We start from the raw sequence: 20,973 nt of genomic DNA, 5'->3' as shown, positions 1-20,973 counted from the left end.
GGTTAAAGATGATTGTTCCTCATAGTTAGGATTTTAGCGATCCTTCCTGCGAAAGCAGAAATAGATATTTGATCTCAACGTCTTGATGAAATTTCATCGCCCATGTCCAATGTCGTTTCCGGCGTGACGAGTACAGAAATGACACGGAAAGTGGCGTTTCAGGTCAATCCGCCGGCGGATAGGAATGTTCGCCGCCGCGATAATCCGCGATGGAATAACATCCCTCGCCCGTTGCCCGAACGGTGCTTCCGCTGACGACGGCCTTGCCGTGACCGCCTGGGATATCGAGAATGTAGGTCGGCTGGCAGAGACCGGAAATCCGACCGCGCAGCGCCGCCACGATCCTCTGCCCCTCCTCGATCGTCAGCCTGAAATGGCTGGTGCCGGGCGCGAGATCGGGATGATGCAGGTAATAAGGCTTGACGCGCATCTCGACGAAAGCCTTCATCAGTTCGGCAAGAATTGCGGAATCGTCGTTGATACCCTTGAGCAGCACCGATTGGCTGACCATTGCGATGCCGGCATCGACGAGGCGCGCGCAGGCCGCCCGCGCTTCCATCGTCAACTCTCTGACATGGTTGGCGTGCAGTGCGACATAGACCGTCTTGCCGCTCGCCTTCAGCGCGGCGATGAGCGCCGCGTCGATTTTCTCCGGATCGACGACGGGAACGCGCGTATGGAAACGCACGATCTTCACATGCGCAATGCCTGCGAGCGCCTCCATGATGTCGCGGAGGCGGCGCGGTGAAAGCACCAGCGGGTCGCCGCCGGTCAGGATGACCTCCCAGATCTCCTGATGGCTCCCGATGTAATCGAAGGCTGCCTGCATCGCCGCGGCATCGAGCGTGCCCAAACCCTGCGGCCCGACCATTTCGCGGCGGAAGCAAAAGCGGCAATAGACCGGGCAGACATGCACGGCCTTCAGCAGCACCCGATCAGGATAACGGTGCACGATGCCATCGACCGGGCTGTAGGCGTGATCGCCGATTGGATCGGCGCGTTCTTCGGGCGCGACGATGAGTTCGGCCGCATCAGGCACGAATTGTCGGGCAATTGGATCATCAGGATCGGCGCGGTCGATCAGCCTGGTCATCGCCGGCGTCAGGGCAATGGCGTAACGCGCGGCCACCGCCTCGAGCGTTGCGCGATCGGCAGGCCCGGCAAGCCCGGCCTTCACCAGATCGTCGACGCTCTTCACCGGTTTGACGACATTCATCTTCCATACTCCGCAACCGGCGCCCAGAGCACCTGGTCGATGCGCGAAGCCCCCGTCGCCAGCATCACCAGCCGGTCGAGGCCGAGTGCGATGCCGCTTGCCTCGGGCATCAGCGACAGTGCCGAGAGGAAATCCTCGTCGATCGGATAGGTCTCGCCATAGATACGCGCCTTCTCGGCCATCTCGATCTCGAAGCGCCGGCGCTGTTCGGCAGCATTGGTGAGCTCGCCGAAGCCGTTGGCAAGCTCGACGCCGCAGGCATAGAGCTCGAAACGTTCGGCAACCCGGGGGTCGCGTGCCGAGGGACGCGCAAGTGCGGCCTCGGAGACAGGATATTCGTCGAGGATGGTGATGCGGCCGGAGCCGAGATGCGGCTCGATCTTTTCGACCAACACCCGGCTGAACAGGTCGGCCCAGCCATCGTCATCGGCCACACGCATGCCGACGCGCCTGAGTTCGGCCGCCAGATGGTCGCGATCGGTCGAGCCGTCGGCGGCAACGGAGGCAAGAAGATCGATGCCGGCATGGCGCTCGAAGGCTTCGGCGACACTGATCCGCTCCGGCCCTGCGAAGGGATCGCTCTCGGCGCCGCGATAGGCGAGCATCGGCGTCTTCACCGTTTCAGCCGCGAGCGCGAGGATCCGCACGCAATCCATCATCAGGCTCTCATAGCTTTCACCGACCCGGTACCATTCGAGCATGGTGAATTCGGGATGGTGCAGCGGCCCGCGCTCGCGGTTGCGATAGACATGGGCGAAGCAGGAAATACGCTGCTCGCCCGCCGCAAGCAGCTTCTTGCAGGCGAATTCCGGCGAGGTGTGCAGGTAGAGCGGCGCCGTCTGACCGTCCGTCGTTATCGCTTGCGTCGCGAAGGCATGCAGATGCGCTTCGTTGCCAGGCGAGACCTGCAGCACCGCCGTGTCGACCTCGATGAAATCCTCACGCGCGAAAAACCCGCGCAACGACGCCTGAATCGCATTGCGCCCGATCAGGAACGGGCGGCGGTCGGCATGCACCGACGGGGTCCACCAGGGGGACGCTTTGGCCGAAAAGTTCATTCCAAGCTTTCTTCACCGGAGAAGCCGGTATGGGGTGGCTATTTCCCGGATTTTAGGTTAGTTGCGCCCCCAAAGAAAAACATTTGCGTCTTGGGGCGTCTCGACAGTCCTCTACGACGCCGAAAGCCGAGTTACAAGGAAGTCTTATGGTCAAGGTCATCGCCTCTTCGGTCCGCAAGGGCAACGTTCTCGACGTGGACGGCAAGCTCTACGTCGTTCTCACCGCCCAGAACTTTCATCCGGGCAAGGGCACGCCGGTCACTCAGGTCGACATGCGCCGCATCGTCGACGGCGTGAAGGTTTCCGAGCGCTGGCGCACTACCGAACAGGTCGAGCGCGCCTTCGTCGAAGACGTCAACTTCCAGTATCTCTATGAAGACGGCGAAGGCTTCCACTTCATGAACCCTGCCAACTACGACCAGGTGGTCGTCAGCCAGGAAACCATGGGCGACCAGAAGGCCTATCTCCAGGAAGGCATGACCTGCATCCTGTCGATCCATGAAGGCATTCCGCTGGCGCTCGAACTGCCGCGTCACGTCACGCTCGAGATCGTCGAGACCGAACCGGTCGTCAAGGGCCAGACGGCATCCTCGTCTTACAAGCCGGCCATGCTCTCCAACGGCATCCGCACCTCGGTCCCGCCGCATATCGACGCCGGCACCCGCGTCGTCATCGCGACGGAAGACAATTCCTACGTCGAACGCGCCAAGGACTGATCCTGGTTTTCATCCATTCAGGAGGCCGGCTCAAGCCGGCCTCTCACTGAAATGTGGAATGCAAGCAAGTATCGATGCCGCGTCCACTCGCAGCGCGCGATTGTTTCGGACGGCTCGTTTTGCCGAAAATATCTTGGTTCAGCTAAAGCTGCACCCAATTCCAAGAACCGAATTCAGATAACCTTTCGCACTTCGCTCTCGAAGCTCATGACGTGAGCCATCGCGATCTTTTCAGCCTCATCGGCATCCCCTCTGCATACCGCCTCGAGCATGAGGACCTGATCATGCAAGACGTCCTCCAGACGCGGTACCAGGGCCGGAAACCGTTTCATCGCGACATATAGAATTCTGAGCGACAGATTGTGGTAGTGATCCAGCGTATCGAACAGGAAAGAGTTCTTCGCCACTTTGTAGATGAAGCGGTGAACCCGTCGATCCAGGGCAAGGATGTCTTCCAGCGCCATCGGACCAATTGTTTGCTTAAGCTCATCGATCAACTGCCGCGCTTCCTGCCGCTCGAACTCGCGCAGCCTTTCGGCAGCTAGCCGGGTCGCCCAGGATTCGATCCGTGCCCGTGCCTCGTAGACGGCAGTAAGATCATTGATATCGATCTTGCTGACAAATGTGCCGCGCCGGGCGCTGACGACAACGAAACCATCATATTGCAGGCGCTGAATCGCCTCCCGGACCGGGGTTCGCCCGACTTCCATGCGTTTCATGAGGTCGGCTTCCCGCAGAAGCGTGCCCGGAGGAAGCAGTGTCGTGATGATGTCGTCGCGCAGCCGAATATAGGTCCGCTCCGCCAGCGTTGCTTCAGCCGCTTCGTAATCCACTTCGAATGCCGACATATTCAGCGTGTTCCTCTGTCCATTTCCGCATAGCTGGAGGCTGTTCCGCCTCGAAAAAAGGCGCTCAACGAATCTGCTTGACTTCGTATCATGTCTGCATATTGATAATATATCAGCAATATATAACCACAAAGAGGGGTTTCAAATGAAACATGCTGAATTGACAAAAAAATCGCAGGCGAACGGGATCATTGCCGTGGCGATCTTGAGTTTGGGGCTGTTTGCGACGGCTGCGCCATTCACTGCGAACGCCGACGATCTGGAGCTGGTGAAGCCGGGCACGCTCGTTGTTACGGTCCAGCCTTACATGCCCTATACGGCGGTCAAGGATGGGAAGCTCGTCGGCCTCGACAGCGACATCCTGACAGCCATAGCCGATAAGCTCGGCCTCAAGATCGAAATCAACGTCACCGACTTTCCAGGCATGCTGGCTTCCGTCCAGACACAGCGGGCCGATATAACCATCGGCGGAATCGCATGGTCCGACGTTCGACAGAAAGTCGGATTGTTCACGGACCCGCCGTATTATTCGCCGCCGGCCATGGCGGTAAGCGGCACGGCGAGCTTTCCCGATGTTGCGAGCCTGGAAGGCAAAAATCTCGGCACCGTCACCGGCTATGTCTGGGCGAAATCCATCGCCCAGGTGCCTAACGCATCACCCCATACGTTCCCGAGCGCCGACAGTGTGTTCCAGGATATTTCTGCCGGGCGCCTGGACGTCGGCTTTCTCGATCCACTGCTGATCACCTACCAACAGCAACAGCGCCCCGACATGAAGGTCCGCATCGAATATCTGAAACCGCCGACCGACGAACAGGTCGCCGCACACCCCGATTACAAGTATTTTCAAGCCTACATGACCGGATTCTACCTTCCCAAGCAGTCGCCGAAGCTGGCCAAGGCTGTTTCCGATCAGATTGACGATATGTACAAGGATGGGTCGCTTGCCGCTTTGATCACGAAATGGGGCGGCGATCCCCAGCAGTTCCTAGTTCCGTCGCCCGAAATGGCGGCCCAGCGGCGCGGCGTCGACCGTCCGGCCGACTGGACCCCGCCTTCCATCGCGAAGTGAGATCGAAGCATGACGGCGTTGTCATCCTTCACCGATATCTTCCAGGTTCCCTGGAATGACTATGTCGGAAACATCGGCGGGGGTCTGCTCAAGACCCTCGGCTATACCGTGGCCAGCTTCATCGGCGCGACGATCCTTGGTCTTGTCCTTGCGTTGATGAGACTCAACCGGCTGCGAATCGTCCGCGTTCCCGCGGCCTTCTATACCGAGCTTTTTAAAAACGTACCGCTCCTGGCGATCATCTTCCTCACTTACTTCGGCCTGCCTTCCGTAGGCATCAGGCTGGAGGTTTTCGAGGCTGGAGTGTTGAGCCTGGTGCTCTTCTACGCCGCCTACCTGTCCGAGATCTTTCGGGCGGCTATCGCTGGCGTACACCGAGGACAGCAAGAGGCGTCTCAAGCTCTCGGGCTGGGACGCGGCAAAACCTTCAGCCATGTCGTCCTGCCGCAAGCAGTGCGGCTGGCGCTCCCGGGCACCAATACGATGTTCGTCGACCTGATCAAGTCGACCTCGCTGCTTGTAACGATCTCCGCTGCCGAGTTGATGACGCAGGCACAGTTGATAGCCTCGGAAACATTCCGAGCGCTTGAAGTGTATCTGGTGATCTCGGGACTCTATTTCGTCATCTGCTACCCGCTGTCCCAATGCCTGCTTCTGCTGGAGCGCAAGATCCATGCCGGTGTGCCATTGTCATTGGCGAGAAGGCGTCGGCTCAAATTAGCCAGGACCTTTCTGGCCGAGGGAAAGGTCTGACCCATGACCACCACTGCTGCCAAATCTGCCTTTGTGTCAAATCAGCCGGCCGGTCGACCCGCCGTCAAGATCAGCGGATTGCGCAAGTCTTTCGACGGGCGCCTGGTGCTTGACCGCGTCGATCTCGAGGTTCCCACGGGCAAAATCGTGAGCATCATTGGCCAGAGCGGTGGAGGAAAGACCACCCTCATGCGCTGCGTCAATTTGCTTGAGCGTCCCGATCAGGGAACGATCACCGTCGGGGATGAGACGATCTTTGCCGATGGCGAGGTGGCCTGCCGCAACCTTGCCAAGCTTCGGCAACGTGTCGGCATGGTGTTTCAGCGCTTCAATCTGTTCCCGCATCTGCGCGCCGTGGAGAACGTCGTTCTCGCTCAGATGCATGCAGCCGGGATCGGCGAAAGAGAAGCCGTGGAACGGGCCGTGAAACTTCTGACGAGAGTAGGCCTTGCCAAACGGGCGATGGCCTATCCGGAGCAGATGTCGGGCGGCGAGCAGCAGCGTGTGGCGATTGCCCGCGCTCTGGCGCTGGAGCCAACGGTGTTGCTGTTCGACGAGCCGACGTCGGCACTCGATCCTGAATCCACCGGCGAAGTGCTCCGCGTCATGCGCGAACTGGCCGCTGACGGCATGACGATGATCCTGGTCACCCACGAGCTGCCCTTTGCGAAGGAGGTATCGGATTGGGTCGTCTTCATCGATGGCGGTCTTATCATCGAGCAGGGAACCGCCGGAGATGTGTTTGACCGTCCAAGGGAAGCACGCACGGCTGCCTATGTCGCGCGTTACGCTTCCCCAGGTTAGCTCTTGGTCTGATCAGGCATCCAAGCCTCGTTTCTCTAAAGATAAATCCACATCTGATGAACAAGCTAACAACAGATATCGCCGTCATCGGCGGCGGCGTGATCGGCGTGACAACCGCTCTGCGGCTGCGTGCCGACGGTCGCGATGTCGTCCTGATCGAACCGAACAAACCCGGTTCGGGTGCATCCTACGGCAATGCAGGAACGATCGCCGACTATGCAATCATTCCCGTCGGCACGCCCGCTGTCCTTAAAAACCTGGCCTCGCTGCTTCTCAATTCAGACAGCCCGTTGTCCATTCGCAAGGCGGCATTGCCCACGCTGTTTCCATGGCTGATGCGTTTTGCCTACGAATCCCTCCCTCACAGATACAGAGACAATACGCGCCGCATCGCCGACCTTCTATCCGACGCTTCATCGGAATGGCTCGACTTTGCAGCAGAGATCGGCGCATCCGATCTCCTGAGGGCGAAGGGATGCCTCTACCTCTACCAGACGCCCGAGGCCTTCAAGGCGGCCGCTTCGGATGTCAGGCTTCGCCGAAATTACGGGATCGCGCAGCAACTCCTCACTCCCGGCGAGGTGCAAAGCCTGGAGCCTCGACTGCCGCAGGCCCATGGCGGAGGGCTTTTCTTTCCGAAAGCGATAAACTTCACCGATCCCGGCGAACTCATGAGCGTGATGGACGCCGCCGCCAGACAAGCGGGCGTCGAGTTCGTACGGGACTCCGTGACGGCTATTTCGCGCGAGCGGAACGGAGTGAGGATGATGGCTCCAGCCCACAGCATTCACGCCCGAGCCGCGGTGATCGCTGCCGGCGCTCATTCCCGCGGCCTGGCTCTGCAGCTCGGAGAGCGGGTCCCCCTGGACACCGAGCGCGGCTATCATCTGGAATTCGATATGGAAACACCGCCGGTGGAAAGACCGGTGTGCCCGACGCATCATGGATTTTACTTTTGCCCGATGCGTGGCCGGCTGCGCGTCGCCGGCACCGTGGAACTCGGAGGTCTCACCGCGCCTTCGAACCCAAGGCGCCTCGAAGTGTTATTGGCAAACGCCCGCAGGATTTTCCCGACACTTGGTGAACCAAGCCGGAGCTGGATGGGCTTTCGCCCTTCCATGCCCGATTCCGTTCCCGTCATTCGGCCTTCAAGAGGAGGAAGGGACGTCGTGTTTGCTTTTGGACACGGGCATATCGGCTTGACGCTGGCACCGCGGACGGCCCGTATGGTCAGCTCAATCCTCGCCACTTGATCGCCTCACGAACCGTGCCTGCGACAGCAGCAGGCTCCTTTATCCTCTCAGAGATGCGGGTTGCGCGGCCGGTATTTCTTGACGAGCTTCTGGTTGATCTCGGCCGCGCCCGGCATGTTGGCGCTGAGATAGACCGGCGCATCGCCGGATTTCGCAAGCTCCGAGGCAACTTCGGCAAAGATCGCGTTGATGATGGTCACACCGACCGCCGTCGAGACCGGTCCGACCCTAAGTCCCGTTCCTTCGAGATCGACGACAGCGTCACCCGGCGGCAATCCGTTGTCGAGCACCACGTCGGCGACGTCGGCGAGCCGGCGGCGGCCATTGGCGATGGCCGAGGAATAGGCGATCGAGGTGATGGCGATCACCTTTGCGCCGATTTCGCGCGCATAATCGGCGGCCTCGATCGGCGCGGCGTTCACCCCCGAATTGGAAGCGATGATAATGACGTCGCCCGGCTGCATGCCGTAACGCTCCAGCATCGGCCGCACCAGACCCTGTGTGCGCTCATAGACCGAACTGATGACCGCCCCCTCGTGCAGCATCGCCGAGCCGACGAGCACCGGCACGGTGAAGGCGAGTCCGCCGGCACGATAGTGCACCTCTTCCGCCAGCATATGCGAATGGCCGGTGCCGAAGACATAGACACGTTTGTCGCCGCGGGCGGCATCGAGAATGACCGCCGCAGCCTGTGCCATCGGCTCGGCAAGCGTCTGCTTCAGCTCTTCCAGCCGGCCGATAAGGTTGGAGAAATAGGCATCGGTAATGTCGGTCATCCTACTTCTCCTTGAATTCATGCAACTTCGCCGGCAAGCCAGGTGGCGGCGACGGTGAGCGTATCGGTGAGGTGCACGAGATCGGCACGCGCGCCCGGTGAAAGATGGCCGCGATCGGCAAGTCTCAGGAAACGGGCGGGATAGAGGGTCGCCATGCGCAGCGCCTCGGCGAGCGCCAGGTCGAGATAGGTGATGCCGTAGCGGATTGCCGAAATCATGTCGACGTCGGAGCCTGCCAGCGTACCATCGGAAAGCACCAACTTCGAGCAGAAGCCGCCCCTTTCGCGCCGGACAGTGCGTCCGTTCAGCGTGAAAGAGTCCTGCTGCGAGCCGACAAGCGACATCGCGTCGGTGACGAAGAACAACCTGCCTTCGCCGCGCTTGGCACGCAACGCCGTGCGCAGCGCCTTCGGATCGACGTGATGGCCGTCGGCAATAATGCCGCACCAGGTCGCGGGATGATCGATGGCCGCGCCGACGAGGCCGGGAGCACGGTGTCCCATTTGGCTCATGGCGTTGAAGAGATGCGTGACCCCGCGCGCTCCGGCATCGAAACGTTCCTCCGCCGCCTCGCTCGAACAATCGGAATGGCCGATGCTGACGGTGACGCCGGCTTCCGCAAGCTCGCGCACCTGGGCGACCGTCACCTGCTCGGCTGCGATGGTGACGAGCAGCGTGCCGATCGACTCACGTGCCCGGATGAAGGCCTTGACGTCGCGGTCCTCCACCGGCCGCATCAACTCGGCCAGATGCGCACCCTTGCGGGCCGGTGCCAGATGCGGGCCCTCGAGATGCAGACCGGCGACGCCGCGGTTCTTTTTCACAGCCTCCTTCGCCGCCTCGATGGCGGCATTGGTCGCCTCCGATGTATCGGTGATCAAGGTCGGCAGCAGCGACGTCGTGCCATAAGGCCGATGCCCGCCGGCGATGATCTCCATCGACGCCGGGGACGGCTCGTCGTTCAGCATTCGGCCGCCGCCGCCATTGACCTGCGCATCGATGAAGCCGGCCGACAGGACGCCGCCCTCAAGAGTGACCATCTCGCCATCGGGCAGGTCGTTTCTCGCGACGATCGCTTCGACGCGGCCGTCGGCAAGGACGAGTGCCTTGTCGTCATGGAAGCGCTCGCCGTCGAAGATCCGGGCGCCGACGAAGATCTTGCGTCCCATCAGACCGTCTCCGTCACCTTGAGCAGGTTGGCCGGCCGGTCGGGGTCGAAGCCCTTGCGGCGCGTCACCGATTCGATCAGTCGGTAATAGACGAGCAGCGACACCAGCGGATCGACGAGACCGTTGCCCGTCGTCGGCACGCGCAGATTGATGCCGGAGAGCGGCTGCGTGGAGAAGCCGACGGTGGTGGCGCCAAGCTTCTGCAGGCGCTCCAGCGCCTTGCCGTTATTGGCCAAAGCAGCATCGTCGGGCGCGAAGGCGACGATTGGAAAGCCCGGCTGCACCAGGCGCATCGGGCCATGCATCAGTTCAGCCAGCGAAAAGGCCTCGGCGTGCAGGCCCGAGGTTTCCTTGGCCTTCAACGCCGCTTCGAGCGCGATCGCGAAGGCCGGGCCGCGGCCGGCCGTATAGAGCGAGGTCGCATGGAGCAGCACCTCCTCGGCCGCCGCCGTGTCGATCCCGGCGGTCGCCGAAAGCGCCTCCGGCAGTTTTTCCAGCGCTGCCTGCAGGTCGGACGCGCCGCCGATCGCAGCCGTCACCCCGGTGAGCGCGGCGACGGAGGCGATGAAGGATTTCGTCGCCGCCACACTCTTTTCCGCGCCGGCGTTGAGGCCGAGAACGATATCCGCCTGCCTGGCAAGCGGGCTGTCGGTGACGTTGACGACGGCGATCGTCGTTGCGCCCCCCTTCTTCGCGGCCTCCTGCAGGGCGACGATGTCGGGGCTGGCGCCCGACTGCGAGACGGTGAAATGCACGCCGCCCTGCAGGTGGAGGGCAGCACCATAGACGGAAGCGATCGACGGGCCGACCGAGGCGACTGGGACGCCGCAGGTGATCTCAAAGAGATATTTGAAGAAGGTGGCGGCATGGTCCGAGGAGCCGCGCGCGGCCGTCGTCACCACGCTCGGACGGGCGGACGAAAACAGACGGGCGATCTCGGCAAAGACCGGCTTTTCCTTTTCGAGAAGCGTGGCCACCACTTCGGGTGATTCGCCTGCTTCCTGCAGCATCAGCGACTGGTTCTCACTCATGGTCATCTCCAATTCTCAATTCGGCAACGAAGTCATAGGCATCGCCGCGATAATGCGAGCGGGTGTATTCGACGACGCGCTGGTCTTCCAGGCGCGAGACACGTTCGATAAGAAGCGCCGGCGCGCCTGCCTTGACGTTCAGCATCGCAGCATAGGATGCATCGAGCGTGACGGCGGTCAACCGCTGCAGCGCGCGCACCGGCCGATGGCCATTCGCCGCCAGCGCATCGTAGAGCGATCCTTCGCCGCCGGCATTCTTCCCCAGAAACTTGACCGGCACGACGGCGCGTTCGATCGCCAGCGGCAAGCCGTCAGCGAGGCGCAGCCGGTCGAGCCTCAGCACCGGCTCGTCGCCGCCGAGGCCGAGCAGGAAGGATTCTTCCGGCGACGGCGTGTTGATCTCTCGCGACAATATCCGCGCGGCCGGCAACCGGCCGCGCGAACGCATATCGGCGGAGAAGGAGGAAAGCCGCCAGAGCGACTGTTCCATGCGCTCGACCTTGCTCGATACGAAAGTACCGCTTCCGTGGCGCGATTCCAATGCGCCCGCCGCCATGAGGTCGCGATAGGCGGTGCGCACGGTGACGCGGCCGAGCTTGAGAGCCTCGGCAAGGTCACGCTCGCCCGGCAGCGCCGTGCCGGGCTTCAGCAAGCCTTCCTGAATGAGGCTGGTCAGCACCTGCGCCAGCCGCTTGTAGAGTGGGCCGGTCAGCGCGTCGTCGCGCAGGCTGCGTCTATTGAGTTCAGCTACTAGACTGGTTCTATCCATGGACACACAATAGAACCTATATAGAACCAATCGGCAAGCCTGAATCTGAGGGGCAGAAGAAAAAACCCTCTCCGGCAATCCGAAGAGGGTTCAATAACGGTCAAATTTGACAGCCGTACGTCTCAGAGCATGTCCGCGCAAACGTGTGCGGCGGTTTTGCGATACCGACTTGCGTAAACAAAAACCTAAAGCGCGAGGAGCGAATCTGAAAGATCGTGACGCGCTTTAGAACGCTTCAGCTCTTGGTGAAGATGTAGTCCGTTTCCTGGCGTAGCACTTCGCCTGGACGCAGGACCGCATTCGGGAAGCCCTCATGGTTGATCGCATCCGGCCAGATCTGTGTCTCCAGGCAGAAGCCGGCGAACGGACCATATTTGCGCCCGCCGAGGCCGGGAGCCCCAGTGTTGAGCTTGAAGCCGGCATAGAACTGTACGCCCGGCTCGGTGCTGCGCACTTCCAGCGACACGCCGGAATAGAGGCTGCGGGCGAGTGCCACGGTCCGCTTGGCGGTGCGTTCGCGGGACAGGCAGAAATTGTGGTCGTACAATACCTGTTCACTGCCGACGAAACGCTTCATCGGGGCCATCTCGCGGAAATCGAATTCGGTTCCGGCAACGGGCCGGATTTCGCCGGTCGGCACCTGCTTCTCGTCGGTCGGCAGATAGTGATCGGCGGCGATCATGATGTCGTGGCCCAGTGCATCATCGCGGCCGTCGAGATTGAAATAGGCGTGCTGGCAGACATTGGCGAGCGTCGGCTGATCGCTGGTCGATTCATAGGTGATCGACAGTTCACCATTGCCGTGCACCCGGAACGTCGCCTGAATGGTGCAGTTGCCGGGATAACCGGCACGGCCGTCCGGATCGACGATCTTCATCACCAGGCGGTCGACCGCATGCTCGACGATCGTCCAGTTGCGCTTGCCGATATTGTCGCTGCCGCCGTGCAGATGTGTGACGCCGTTTTCATTCGGCTCGAGCTGATAGTCCTTGCCGTCGAGCGTAAAGGCGCCGCCGCCGACACGGTTGGCGCAGCGGCCGGGCGTCGCGCCGAAATAGGCCGAGTAGAGAGGATAGCTGTCGAAATCCTCGAAGCCGAGTTGCAGCGGCGCCTCATGACCCTCAAGGCGCAGATCCTGGATGACCGCACCCCAGGTGATGATCTTGGCCGTTAGGCCGCCGCCCCTGATGACGACGCGATAGACGGTCTCGCCCGCCTTCGTCTGCCCAAAAACTTCCCGCTCCAACTTATCCGACATGATCGACTGTCCGTTCCTTTGCGCGTCCGATAAAAACGCGCGGCGCTATAGGGTTCCGGACCGGAACCTGCCCGCATTTGTTCCAAACCGCAACCAGGCAGGTCAGAAAGAAATTCCATTAAAGATCCATGCCGATCTCTTCGACGTCATAGGGCGTCGTCTGGTAAATCTCGTTGATCCAGTTGCCGAACAAGAGGTGCGCGTGGCTGCGCCAGCGGTTCTGAGGCGCAAGTGCCGGATCATTATGCGGGAAGTAATTGTGCGGCATCTTGATCGGTACGCCGGCATCCACATCGCGGAAATACTCGTCCGAAAGTGAGGTGGAATCATATTCGACATGATTGAACATGTAGAGCCGCCGGCCCCTTTTCTCATGCACGAGGCAGACGCCCATCTCGCTCGATTCCATCAGAATTTCCAGGCTTTCGCATTTCTCGATGTCGGCGCGGCGCACCTCGGTCCAGCGCGACACCGGCACCTCGAAGTTGTCGGAAAAGCCGTTCAGATAGATGGAGGAAGGCTTCAGGTTCCGGTGCCGGTAGACGCCGAAGGCCTTTTCCTTCAGCTCGTATTTCGGAACGCCGTGGAAGTGATAGATCGCCGCCATCGCGCCCCAGCAGACGTTCATCGTCGAATGGACGTTGGTCTCCGTCCAATTGAAGATCTCCTGCATTTCTGCCCAATAGGTAACGTCCTCATAGGGGAGGAGCTCGATCGGGGCTCCGGTGATGATGAAGCCGTCGAACTTGCGCTGCTTCACCTCTTCCCAGGTCTGGTAGAAGGCGAGCAGGTGATCTTCGGATGTGTTCTTTGCCTTGTGGCCGCCGATGCGGATGAGTGACAGCTCCACCTGCAGCGGCGAAGCGCCGACGAGACGGGCCATCTGCAGTTCGGTCTTAATCTTGTTCGGCATCAGGTTGAGCAGGCCGATCTGCAACGGTCTTATATCCTGACGGATCGCCATCGTCTCGGTCAGCACCCGCACGCCTTCCTGAACCAGGGTTTCGAAGGCGGGCAGCGTATCGGGGATCTTGATGGGCATTGCGGTCAACTCGATCAAAAATAAAAAACCGGCGGCGAAAAAATCGCTACCGGTCCGCACGCGGCCCTTTAGCGACTTTTTTAACGTGGCTGCAAGCCGGCCGGCCAAATCACCACGGAGTGCCTTAATTAGTCCCAGTTGAGCCGCGAATCAACTCCGAATGCATGCGGGAGTGGCCCGTCAAGAATCATCACACTTTAATGACTGATAGAATCTGTTGATAGACCGGTAACGCCACCATGTTAATAATGACAGTATGGGCGGTGTTGGAAAAGCGTGATGGCAGACAAGATCGAAGGGAGGCCAGGCATCCGGAAGCAGGATAGGGTAGGGTATGATTTCAGCCTGACATATCGCCTCGGTGTGATGTTCTCAGCATTCTGGAATTCGCAAGTTCGCGGCAAGGTGCTGTTTCTGGCGACCGTGCTGATCCTCGTCATCCTGGCGACGGCCTATGGCCAGGTTATTCTCAATGAGTGGAACGCCCCTTTCTACGATTCGCTCGAGCGCCGCGACCTCGGCGAATTCTTCCACCAGCTCGAAATCTTCGCGATGATCGCCGGCACGCTGCTGCTGCTCAACGTGCTGCAGGCTTGGCTGAACCAGATGACCGCGCTTTATATGCGCGAAGGCCTGTCACGCGATCTCGTCGACCAGTGGCTGAAGCGTAAGCGGGCGCTGCGGCTCGCCTCCAGCGGCCTGATCGGCGTCAATCCGGATCAGCGCCTGCACGAGGATTCCCGCAACCTTGCCGAAAGCACGACCGGGCTCGTCCTCGGGCTGCTGCAATCGACCATTCTTCTGGTGAGCTTCATCGGCGTGCTCTGGGAGCTTTCGAGCGGCTTCATCTTCCACATCAGCGGCCACAGCTTCTCCATACCGGGCTATATGGTCTGGGCGGCGATTTTCTATGCAGCTTCCGCCTCGGTGTTGAGCCAGGTCGTCGGCCGCAAGCTGGTCAAGCTCAATGCCGACCGCTTCTCGAAGGAGGCCGAGCTTCGTTTCACGCTGATGCATGCCAACGAGAACATGCCGGCGATCACCGTCGCCCGCGGCGAGGAGAACGAACGCCGGCGTATCAATACCGACATCAGTTCGGTACTGAGGGTCGTCAAGCGGCTCGCCATGGCCAATACCAATCTCACCTGGGTTTCGGCCGGCTACGGCTGGCTGGTGATCGTCATTCCGATCATCGTTGCCGCACCCGCCTATTTTTCCGGCGGCCTCACCCTCGGCCAGCTGATGATGTCGGTCGGCGCCTTCAACCAGGTCAATACGGCGTTGCGCTGGTATGTCGCCAATTTCGGCCCGATCGCCGAATGGCGTGCCACGCTGATGCGCGTCACCGACTTCCGCCAGGCGCTGCTCGACATGGACGAGGGCTTTGGCGTGAAGGGAAGCATCGCCTATGAAGACACCGCCGCCGACAGGCTGACGCTGAAGGATGTGGTGATCAATGCCAAGATCGGCGAAGACATCGAGGAATGCGGCGGTTTTCGCCTGCGAGAAACCGATATCGTGATCAAGGCCGGCGAAAAAATCATGATCAACGGCGATCATAGCGTCAACCGCAAGCTGCTGTTCCAGGCCTTGGCCGGGCTCTGGCCGTGCGGCAGCGGCACGATGGGTCTGCCGCCGATCGACGACATGCTGTTCGTTCCGCAAATCGCCTATATTCCGGGCGGCACGTTGCGCGAGGCGTTGGCCTTCCCCGAAAGCGCCGATGCCTACGAGCAAGCTGCGGTCGAGGCGGCCCTTGAAAAGGCCGGCCTGCACTCTCTGATCGCAAGGCTCGATACCCGCGCCCGCTGGGACAAGCTGCTCGACGGCGATGAACAGAAGGCGATCGGCTTCGCGCGCCTGCTGCTGGTGCGCCCGCGCTGGATCATCTTCGACGAAGTGCTCGAGGGCATGGAGCCGGAATGGCAGGAAACGATGTGCAGCGTGCTGACTTCGATGCCCGAAACCGGCATGATCTATATCGGCCGCTCTGAAACTTATCTGGAGGCGTTGCAGCCCCGGGTGCTGCATCTGCAGGCTCTGCCCTCGAGATCCGAAGAGCCGCAGCAGCAGGTCGCCCAGACCAGCGGCGCCAGCGCCAGTGCCGGCGCAGCCGCCGTCCCCGCGCCGGCGCTTTAGGACGCCCCCTTATCGGCAGGACCCCTGCCTACAACGTGACGCAAGCGGCTGAGTGCGAGAGTCTCAGCCCTCCAGTTCTTCCCGCAGCATTTCGAGCTCCAGCCATTCCTCTTCCATCTTGGTCAGGCTGACTCGCAGCTTCTCCATCTCGCCTGCAAGGCGGTTGAAGGCAACGGGGTCGCGCGTGAAGAGATTGGGATCGGCCATGACAAGTTCGCGCTTGGCGATCTCGGCCTCGGCCTTGGCCATTTCCTTCGGCAGATTGTCCAGCGCGAATTTCTGCTTGAAGGAAAGCTTGCCCTTCGAGGCTGCGCCGGAAGCTGTTGTCTCCTGGGTCTTCGGTTTCTCCGCCGCTTTCTCGGCTTTCCTGCGCTCGTCGAGTACGCCCTTGCGCTGCGCCAACATGTCCGTATAGCCGCCGGCATATTCGATCCATCGGCCGTCGGGCGCATCCGGCACGGCGGGCGCGATCGTCGAGGTTACGGTGCGGTCGAGAAAGTCACGATCGTGGCTGACGAGGATGACGGTGCCGGGAAAGCCGGCGACGATTTCCTGCAGGAGGTCGAGCGTCTCGATGTCGAGATCGTTGGTCGGTTCGTCAAGGATCAGGAGGTTTGCCGGGCGCGCCAGGATGCGCGCCAGCATCAGCCGGGCGCGCTCGCCGCCGGAGAGGCTCTTGATCGGTGTTCGCGCCTGCTCCGGCTGGAACAGGAATTCTTTCATGTAGCCGGTGACGTGGCGCTGCTCGCCATTGACGAGCAGGTTTTCGCCGCGCCCGTCGGTCAGGTAGTTTGCAAGCGTCTCCTCGGGCTTGAGGTCCTCGCGCTTCTGGTCGAGGGTGGCGATCTCCAGGTTGGTGCCCAGCTTCACCGTGCCGCCGTCCGGCGAAAGCTGGCCGGTCAGCATTTTCAGGAGCGTCGTCTTGCCGGCGCCGTTCGGCCCGACGAGACCGATGCAATCGCCGCGATGGACGCGGATCGAGAACGGTGTGACGATTGCCCGGTCGCCGAAGCTCTTGGTGATCTTCTCGGCCTCGATCACCAGCTTGCCGGATTCCTGCGCATCCGAAATCGCCGCCTGCACCGTGCCCTGCGGGCCCTTGTGGCCACGATATTGCGAACGCATCGTCTGCAGCTCGCCGAGACGGCGCATATTGCGCTTGCGCCGGGCCGTGACGCCGTAGCGCAGCCAGTGCTCCTCGCGCTCGATTGCCTTGCCGAGCTTGTGCTGCTCGAGCTCCTCGGCCTCCAGCACCTGGTCGCGCCAGGCTTCGAAATGCGCAAAGCCCCTGTCGAGCCGGCGCGAGGCGCCGCGATCGAGCCAGACGGTTGCCGTCGAAACTTTTTCGAGGAACCGCCGGTCGTGCGAGATCAGCACCAGGGCGCTGCGCGTCTTTTGCAACTCGCCTTCCAGCCATTCGATGGTCGGCAGGTCGAGATGGTTGGTCGGCTCGTCGAGCAGGAGAATGTCGGGCTCCGGCGCCAGCACGCGGGCAAGGGCGGCCCGTCGCGATTCACCGCCGGAAAGGGTATTTGGATCCTCCTCACCGGTGAGGCCGAGGTGGGACAGAAGATAGGTGACGCGATAGGGATCGTCGCCGGGTCCCAGACCAGCCTCGGCATAGGCCTGAACGGTGCTGAAACTGGCAAAGTCCGGCGCCTGTTCGAGATAGCGCACCGTCGAGGACGGATGACGGAAAACTTCGCCGGACTGCGCCTCGACCAGGCCGGCGGCGATCTTCAGCAGCGTCGATTTTCCCGAGCCGTTACGGCCGACGAGACAGATCTTGTCGCCGGGCTCGACCTGCAGGGAAGCGCCCGCCAGCAGCGGTGCGCCGCCGAAGCTCAGGAAGATATCGTCGAGTTTCAGAATGGGAGGGGCCAAAAATCAGACTCCGGAAAGATCATAGGGGCGGGCAAGCACGATCGCCCGGCCGCTCTCGAGCGAAAGGCGAACCTTGCCTTCCGCGACATTTGAAATGGTGCGCGACGAGCCGAAAGGCAGATGGAAATCGGTGAGCGGATAACGCGCATTCTCGATAGAAAGTCCGGTCAGCGGCCCAAATCCGGGCACGGAAAACAGGCTGCCTTTGGGAAGATCGAGCTCGATCGTGCCGGGAACCAGCGGCACTGCCTCTTCCTTGCCCGAGGTCAGCAGTACGTCGAAACCCTTTTCCGCCAAGCCGACAGCCGACAGCAGATGCTGAAGCGCATGGTCGGAGCGTTCGCCGGCGAGCGCGCCGGCGAGGATCAGCCGCCGCGCGCCACGTGCGATCGCTTCCGATACGGCGATTTCGCCGTCCGTTGCCGCCTTCGCTGCGGGATAGGGCTGTTTCGGCACATCGAGAAAACCCGCTTCGAGCTCGGGGGGCGTCGAATCGAAATCGCCGACCCAGAGCTCAGGCATGACACCAAGCGCCATCGCATGCCGCATGCCGCCATCGGCCGCGATGAAGCGGCTGCCGCCGATCGCGTGGCGCAGGCGTTCCGTCAGGCTGAGTTCGCCGCCGAGCAGAATGGTGAAGGTGGATTGGCTCATGGGCACTGCCCTTAGCGCAAACGGGGGGGCGAGGGGAAGGGGCACCACCGACGGACGGCTTTCGCCTCAACCGGGCGTGTCCTTGTCGCGCGAGAGAAAGATTGCCTCGTAGCCACCGATGAAACGTTCGAACAGCGTCGCGAAACGCTCTATATCCTCGCGTGGCCAATCGGAGACGATCTCGGAGATAATGGCCATTTTCTGCGCATGGATCTCGGCAAGCAGCGCCTGGCCAGCGTCGGTGATGACGACGACGATCCGCCGCGCGTCGGCCTGGGAGGCTTCGCGCCGCAAGACGTTGCGTCCGACCATCTCGGCCACCACCCGGCTCGCGCGCGACGGGTCGATGCGCAGCATCTCCGCGATCAAGCCGACGGTGACCTCGCCGGGCGACCCAGCCCGGCGCACGGCGTCGAGCACGTCGAGGTGGGAGAGCTCAAGGCCCGGTGCGGCGCTCTGGATCGCCAGCCTGCCGATCAGCCGTCGGCCGGTCATCAGGCGCATGCGCGCCATGCTCCTGCCGATGCGAGGCAGGTTCTCATCGTCCGGCTCGGCCCGACTGTTGGACAGGATCTTCGTCAGCGTCTCATTCATGACCGAACCATAGCAGAGCGGAGGTCAAAATTGAATATGCCGGGGTCACTCATGTGCCGTTGACAATTACATGCTGATAGCACATAAAATAGTTCGAACCCGGAAATATGCCTCATGGACATGCAACCCGCGCCTGCGCCGCTCGTGACGGACCCTCGTCGCCGGCTTATCCTCTTCTTCTTTCTGATGACCGCCATGTTCATGGCGACGCTTGATAATCAGATCGTCTCCACGGCATTGCCGACAATTGTCGGCGAGTTCGGCCATCTCGAGCGTTTCGGCTGGATCGGCTCGGCCTACCTGTTGGCGCTCAGCGCCGTCATGCCGCTCTACGGCAAGCTCGGCGATCTCTTCGGCCGCAAATATGTGATGATGACGGCGATCGGAATCTTCACCGTCGGCTCCGCAGTCTGCGGCCTGGCTGTCTCGATGAATACGCTGATCGCCGCTCGTGTGCTGCAGGGCCTCGGCGGTGGCGGCATCATGGTGTCGATCTTTGCCGTCAACGCCGATCTGTTCGAGCCGCGCGAGCGGGCGCGCTATCAAAGCTATTCCAGCCTCGTGCTGATGGCTTCAGGCGCGATCGGCCCGGTGCTCGGGGGGACGATGAGCGATCTCTTCGGCTGGCGCTCGATCTTCCTCGTCAACGTGCCGATCGGTTTCGTCGTGCTCACCGGGCTTGCCTTCATGCTGCCCTACCGCAAGCCGCATCGGCGCCCGAAGATCGATTATGCCGGCGCGCTGCTGATCGCGCTGACGACGACGAGCATCGTGCTTGCCACAGACAGCAGCGAATTGTTCGGCTCGATGATCTCACCACAGAGTATCGGGATCGTCGCCTTCGGCGCCGTCTGCGCCGTCACCTGGGTGTTCGTCGAGCGCCGCGCGCCGGAGCCGATCGTTCCGCTGCAGCTCTTCCGCAATTCAACCTTCAGCCTGCTGCTGGTAATATCGGTGATGGGCGGCGCCATCGCCATCGGCATGGTCAACTATCTCGCTCTCTTCCTGCAGACGACGACCGGCCTTTCGCCATCGGCCGCCGGCCTTCTCTTCATTCTGCTGACCGGGGGTCTCGTCTGCGGGTCGCTGTCGGCCGGGCGTATCATCTCGACGACCGGTCGCTACAAACCCTTCGCCATCGCAAGCCTCACCTGCAGCGCCATTGCCTTCGCGCTGATGTCGCAGGTCCATGCGGGAACGCCGATCGCCTTCATCGGCGCGATCATGATGCTGCATGGCATCGGCATCGGCCTTGCGCAGCAGGTCCCCGTCATCGGCGTGCAGAATGCCGCCCCCGCCCGCGACGTCGGCGCCGCCACCGGCTCGGTGACACTCTCGCGCATGGGCGGGGCCTCGATCGCCATATCAATCTATGGCGCGATCATCGCCTCCGGGCTCGGCAAGGTCGGCGCTCCCATTGCCGATGTTGCCGATATCGAACAGCTGACGCCGAAGATGATGGCCGCCCTTCCCGCAGCGAGCCGCCAGGCCGTCGCAGATGTCTATGCCGCCGCCTTCTCGCCCCTTTTCATGACTTCCTGCGCCATTGCCCTGATCGGCCTTGCTGCCGCAATGACGCTGAAGCCCGTGCAACTGCCGCGCACCGGCGAAACGAAGCGACCGCAATCGGCGGCGGCGGAAGCGGCGGAATAGACTACATAATGGGAATATGCACCAGCAGACGTTCTCTATCGCATAGATAGATCAAAAGTTGCGATTTTCTCGCAGGGCTGCCGTTATCCCACCTGTTGCTTCAATCATGCCGTTCTTTTTCCGCGCCTCTGACAAATCTATGACTGGTGACGGAACTTTCGCCATAATTTCATCCGAGCGAAGGGAGACCTCGATGCCTGAGGCTTGCTAAAATGCAACGGCGCCACAATTAAACAGAGTCTCGCTATGCAACCGATGCGTAAATCAGTTACAGCAACGACGTG

Annotated in this window: 19 protein-coding genes and 1 riboswitch; of the genes, 7 read left to right on the top strand and 12 right to left on the bottom strand. The window is 61.4% G+C overall.

Going from position 1 to position 20,973, the window contains the following annotated elements:
* Positions 1-163 precede the first annotated feature (163 nt).
* Together HJB91_RS11940 and epmA are read right to left on the bottom strand one after the other, a co-directional pair.
* Positions 164-1,216: a lysine-2,3-aminomutase-like protein gene (locus HJB91_RS11940; RefSeq protein ID WP_210632718.1), complete on the bottom strand. Its 1,053-nt coding sequence runs from the start codon at positions 1,214-1,216 to the stop codon at positions 164-166.
* Positions 1,213-2,274: an EF-P lysine aminoacylase EpmA gene (epmA, locus tag HJB91_RS11935; protein ID WP_221154809.1), complete on the bottom strand. Its 1,062-nt coding sequence runs from the start codon at positions 2,272-2,274 to the stop codon at positions 1,213-1,215. The genes HJB91_RS11940 and epmA overlap by 4 nt, the downstream gene beginning before the upstream one ends.
* A 146-nt stretch (positions 2,275-2,420) precedes the next feature.
* Here epmA and efp point away from each other — a divergent pair, with 146 nt between their 5' ends.
* A complete protein-coding gene (efp, locus tag HJB91_RS11930; protein ID WP_008528334.1) occupies positions 2,421-2,990 on the top strand; it encodes an elongation factor P in 570 nt (189 codons plus the stop codon).
* A gap of 173 nt (positions 2,991-3,163) precedes the next feature.
* Here efp and HJB91_RS11925 read toward each other — a convergent pair whose 3' ends face one another.
* Entirely contained in the window at positions 3,164-3,838 is a 675-nt protein-coding gene (locus HJB91_RS11925; protein ID WP_221122911.1) for a GntR family transcriptional regulator, read from the bottom strand.
* Between the two features lie 145 nt (positions 3,839-3,983).
* Here HJB91_RS11925 and HJB91_RS11920 point away from each other — a divergent pair, with 145 nt between their 5' ends.
* The 4 genes from HJB91_RS11920 to HJB91_RS11905 are packed head-to-tail and all read left to right on the top strand — an operon-like array spanning position 3,984 to position 7,720.
* The gene (locus HJB91_RS11920; RefSeq protein WP_210633051.1) at positions 3,984-4,910 is read left to right on the top strand and encodes an ABC transporter substrate-binding protein; all 927 of its coding nucleotides are present in this window, start codon (positions 3,984-3,986) and stop codon (positions 4,908-4,910) included.
* A gap of 9 nt (positions 4,911-4,919) precedes the next feature.
* Positions 4,920-5,663, top strand: a complete 744-nt coding sequence (locus tag HJB91_RS11915) for an amino acid ABC transporter permease (protein WP_221146203.1) — start codon at positions 4,920-4,922, stop codon at positions 5,661-5,663.
* A gap of 3 nt (positions 5,664-5,666) precedes the next feature.
* Entirely contained in the window at positions 5,667-6,467 is an 801-nt protein-coding gene (locus HJB91_RS11910; protein ID WP_221154808.1) for an amino acid ABC transporter ATP-binding protein, read from the top strand.
* Positions 6,468-6,523: 56 nt separating this feature from the next.
* A complete protein-coding gene (locus tag HJB91_RS11905) occupies positions 6,524-7,720 on the top strand; it encodes an FAD-binding oxidoreductase (protein WP_210632713.1) in 1,197 nt (398 codons plus the stop codon).
* A 47-nt stretch (positions 7,721-7,767) separates the two neighbouring features.
* Here the strand turns inward: HJB91_RS11905 and HJB91_RS11900 are convergent, their stop codons facing one another.
* From HJB91_RS11900 to metA, 6 genes are all read right to left on the bottom strand, one after another.
* Positions 7,768-8,496, bottom strand: a complete 729-nt coding sequence (locus HJB91_RS11900; protein WP_210632712.1) for an SIS domain-containing protein — start codon at positions 8,494-8,496, stop codon at positions 7,768-7,770.
* Between the two features lie 17 nt (positions 8,497-8,513).
* Positions 8,514-9,665 (bottom strand): N-acetylglucosamine-6-phosphate deacetylase, encoded by a 1,152-nt coding sequence (gene nagA / locus HJB91_RS11895; RefSeq protein ID WP_221154807.1) that lies wholly within the window; start codon positions 9,663-9,665, stop codon positions 8,514-8,516.
* Positions 9,665-10,696 (bottom strand): SIS domain-containing protein, encoded by a 1,032-nt coding sequence (locus HJB91_RS11890; protein ID WP_210632710.1) that lies wholly within the window; start codon positions 10,694-10,696, stop codon positions 9,665-9,667. The genes nagA and HJB91_RS11890 overlap by 1 nt, the downstream gene beginning before the upstream one ends.
* Complete coding sequence (locus HJB91_RS11885; protein ID WP_210633050.1) at positions 10,689-11,465, bottom strand: GntR family transcriptional regulator; 777 nt, start codon at positions 11,463-11,465, stop codon at positions 10,689-10,691. Before HJB91_RS11885 ends, HJB91_RS11890 begins: the two co-directional genes overlap by 8 nt.
* Before the next feature lie 235 nt (positions 11,466-11,700).
* Positions 11,701-12,723 carry an aldose epimerase family protein gene (locus tag HJB91_RS11880; protein ID WP_210632709.1) on the bottom strand — a complete coding sequence of 341 codons (1,023 nt, stop codon included), beginning with the start codon at positions 12,721-12,723 and terminating at the stop codon, positions 11,701-11,703.
* Between the two features lie 118 nt (positions 12,724-12,841).
* Positions 12,842-13,765, bottom strand: a complete 924-nt coding sequence (gene metA / locus HJB91_RS11875) for a homoserine O-succinyltransferase (RefSeq protein ID WP_210632708.1) — start codon at positions 13,763-13,765, stop codon at positions 12,842-12,844.
* Positions 13,766-13,813: 48 nt separating this feature from the next.
* Positions 13,814-13,891: riboswitch (SAM riboswitch) on the bottom strand.
* Positions 13,892-14,044: 153 nt separating this feature from the next.
* Between metA and HJB91_RS11870 the strand changes: the two genes are divergently transcribed.
* Positions 14,045-15,904, top strand: a complete 1,860-nt coding sequence (locus HJB91_RS11870) for an ABC transporter ATP-binding protein/permease (protein WP_221154805.1) — start codon at positions 14,045-14,047, stop codon at positions 15,902-15,904.
* A 63-nt stretch (positions 15,905-15,967) separates the two neighbouring features.
* Here HJB91_RS11870 and HJB91_RS11865 read toward each other — a convergent pair whose 3' ends face one another.
* The 3 genes from HJB91_RS11865 to HJB91_RS11855 form a co-directional block, all read right to left on the bottom strand.
* Positions 15,968-17,788 carry an ABC-F family ATP-binding cassette domain-containing protein gene (locus HJB91_RS11865; RefSeq protein ID WP_221154804.1) on the bottom strand — a complete coding sequence of 607 codons (1,821 nt, stop codon included), beginning with the start codon at positions 17,786-17,788 and terminating at the stop codon, positions 15,968-15,970.
* Between the two features lie 3 nt (positions 17,789-17,791).
* A complete protein-coding gene (locus tag HJB91_RS11860) occupies positions 17,792-18,442 on the bottom strand; it encodes a thiamine diphosphokinase (protein WP_210632705.1) in 651 nt (216 codons plus the stop codon).
* 66 nt (positions 18,443-18,508) lie between these two features.
* Entirely contained in the window at positions 18,509-19,036 is a 528-nt protein-coding gene (locus tag HJB91_RS11855) for a MarR family winged helix-turn-helix transcriptional regulator (RefSeq protein WP_210632704.1), read from the bottom strand.
* 114 nt (positions 19,037-19,150) lie between these two features.
* On the opposite strand from HJB91_RS11855, the gene HJB91_RS11850 reads away from it, so the two are divergent.
* Positions 19,151-20,689 carry an MDR family MFS transporter gene (locus HJB91_RS11850; protein ID WP_221154803.1) on the top strand — a complete coding sequence of 513 codons (1,539 nt, stop codon included), beginning with the start codon at positions 19,151-19,153 and terminating at the stop codon, positions 20,687-20,689.
* Positions 20,690-20,973: the final 284 nt, after the last annotated feature.

Source organism: Rhizobium sp. NLR10b (assembly GCF_019685435.1).
GTDB lineage: Bacteria > Pseudomonadota > Alphaproteobacteria > Rhizobiales > Rhizobiaceae > Rhizobium.
The sequence above is the reverse complement of the archived record's forward strand: the minus strand, read 5'-3'. Positions and strand labels throughout refer to the sequence as shown.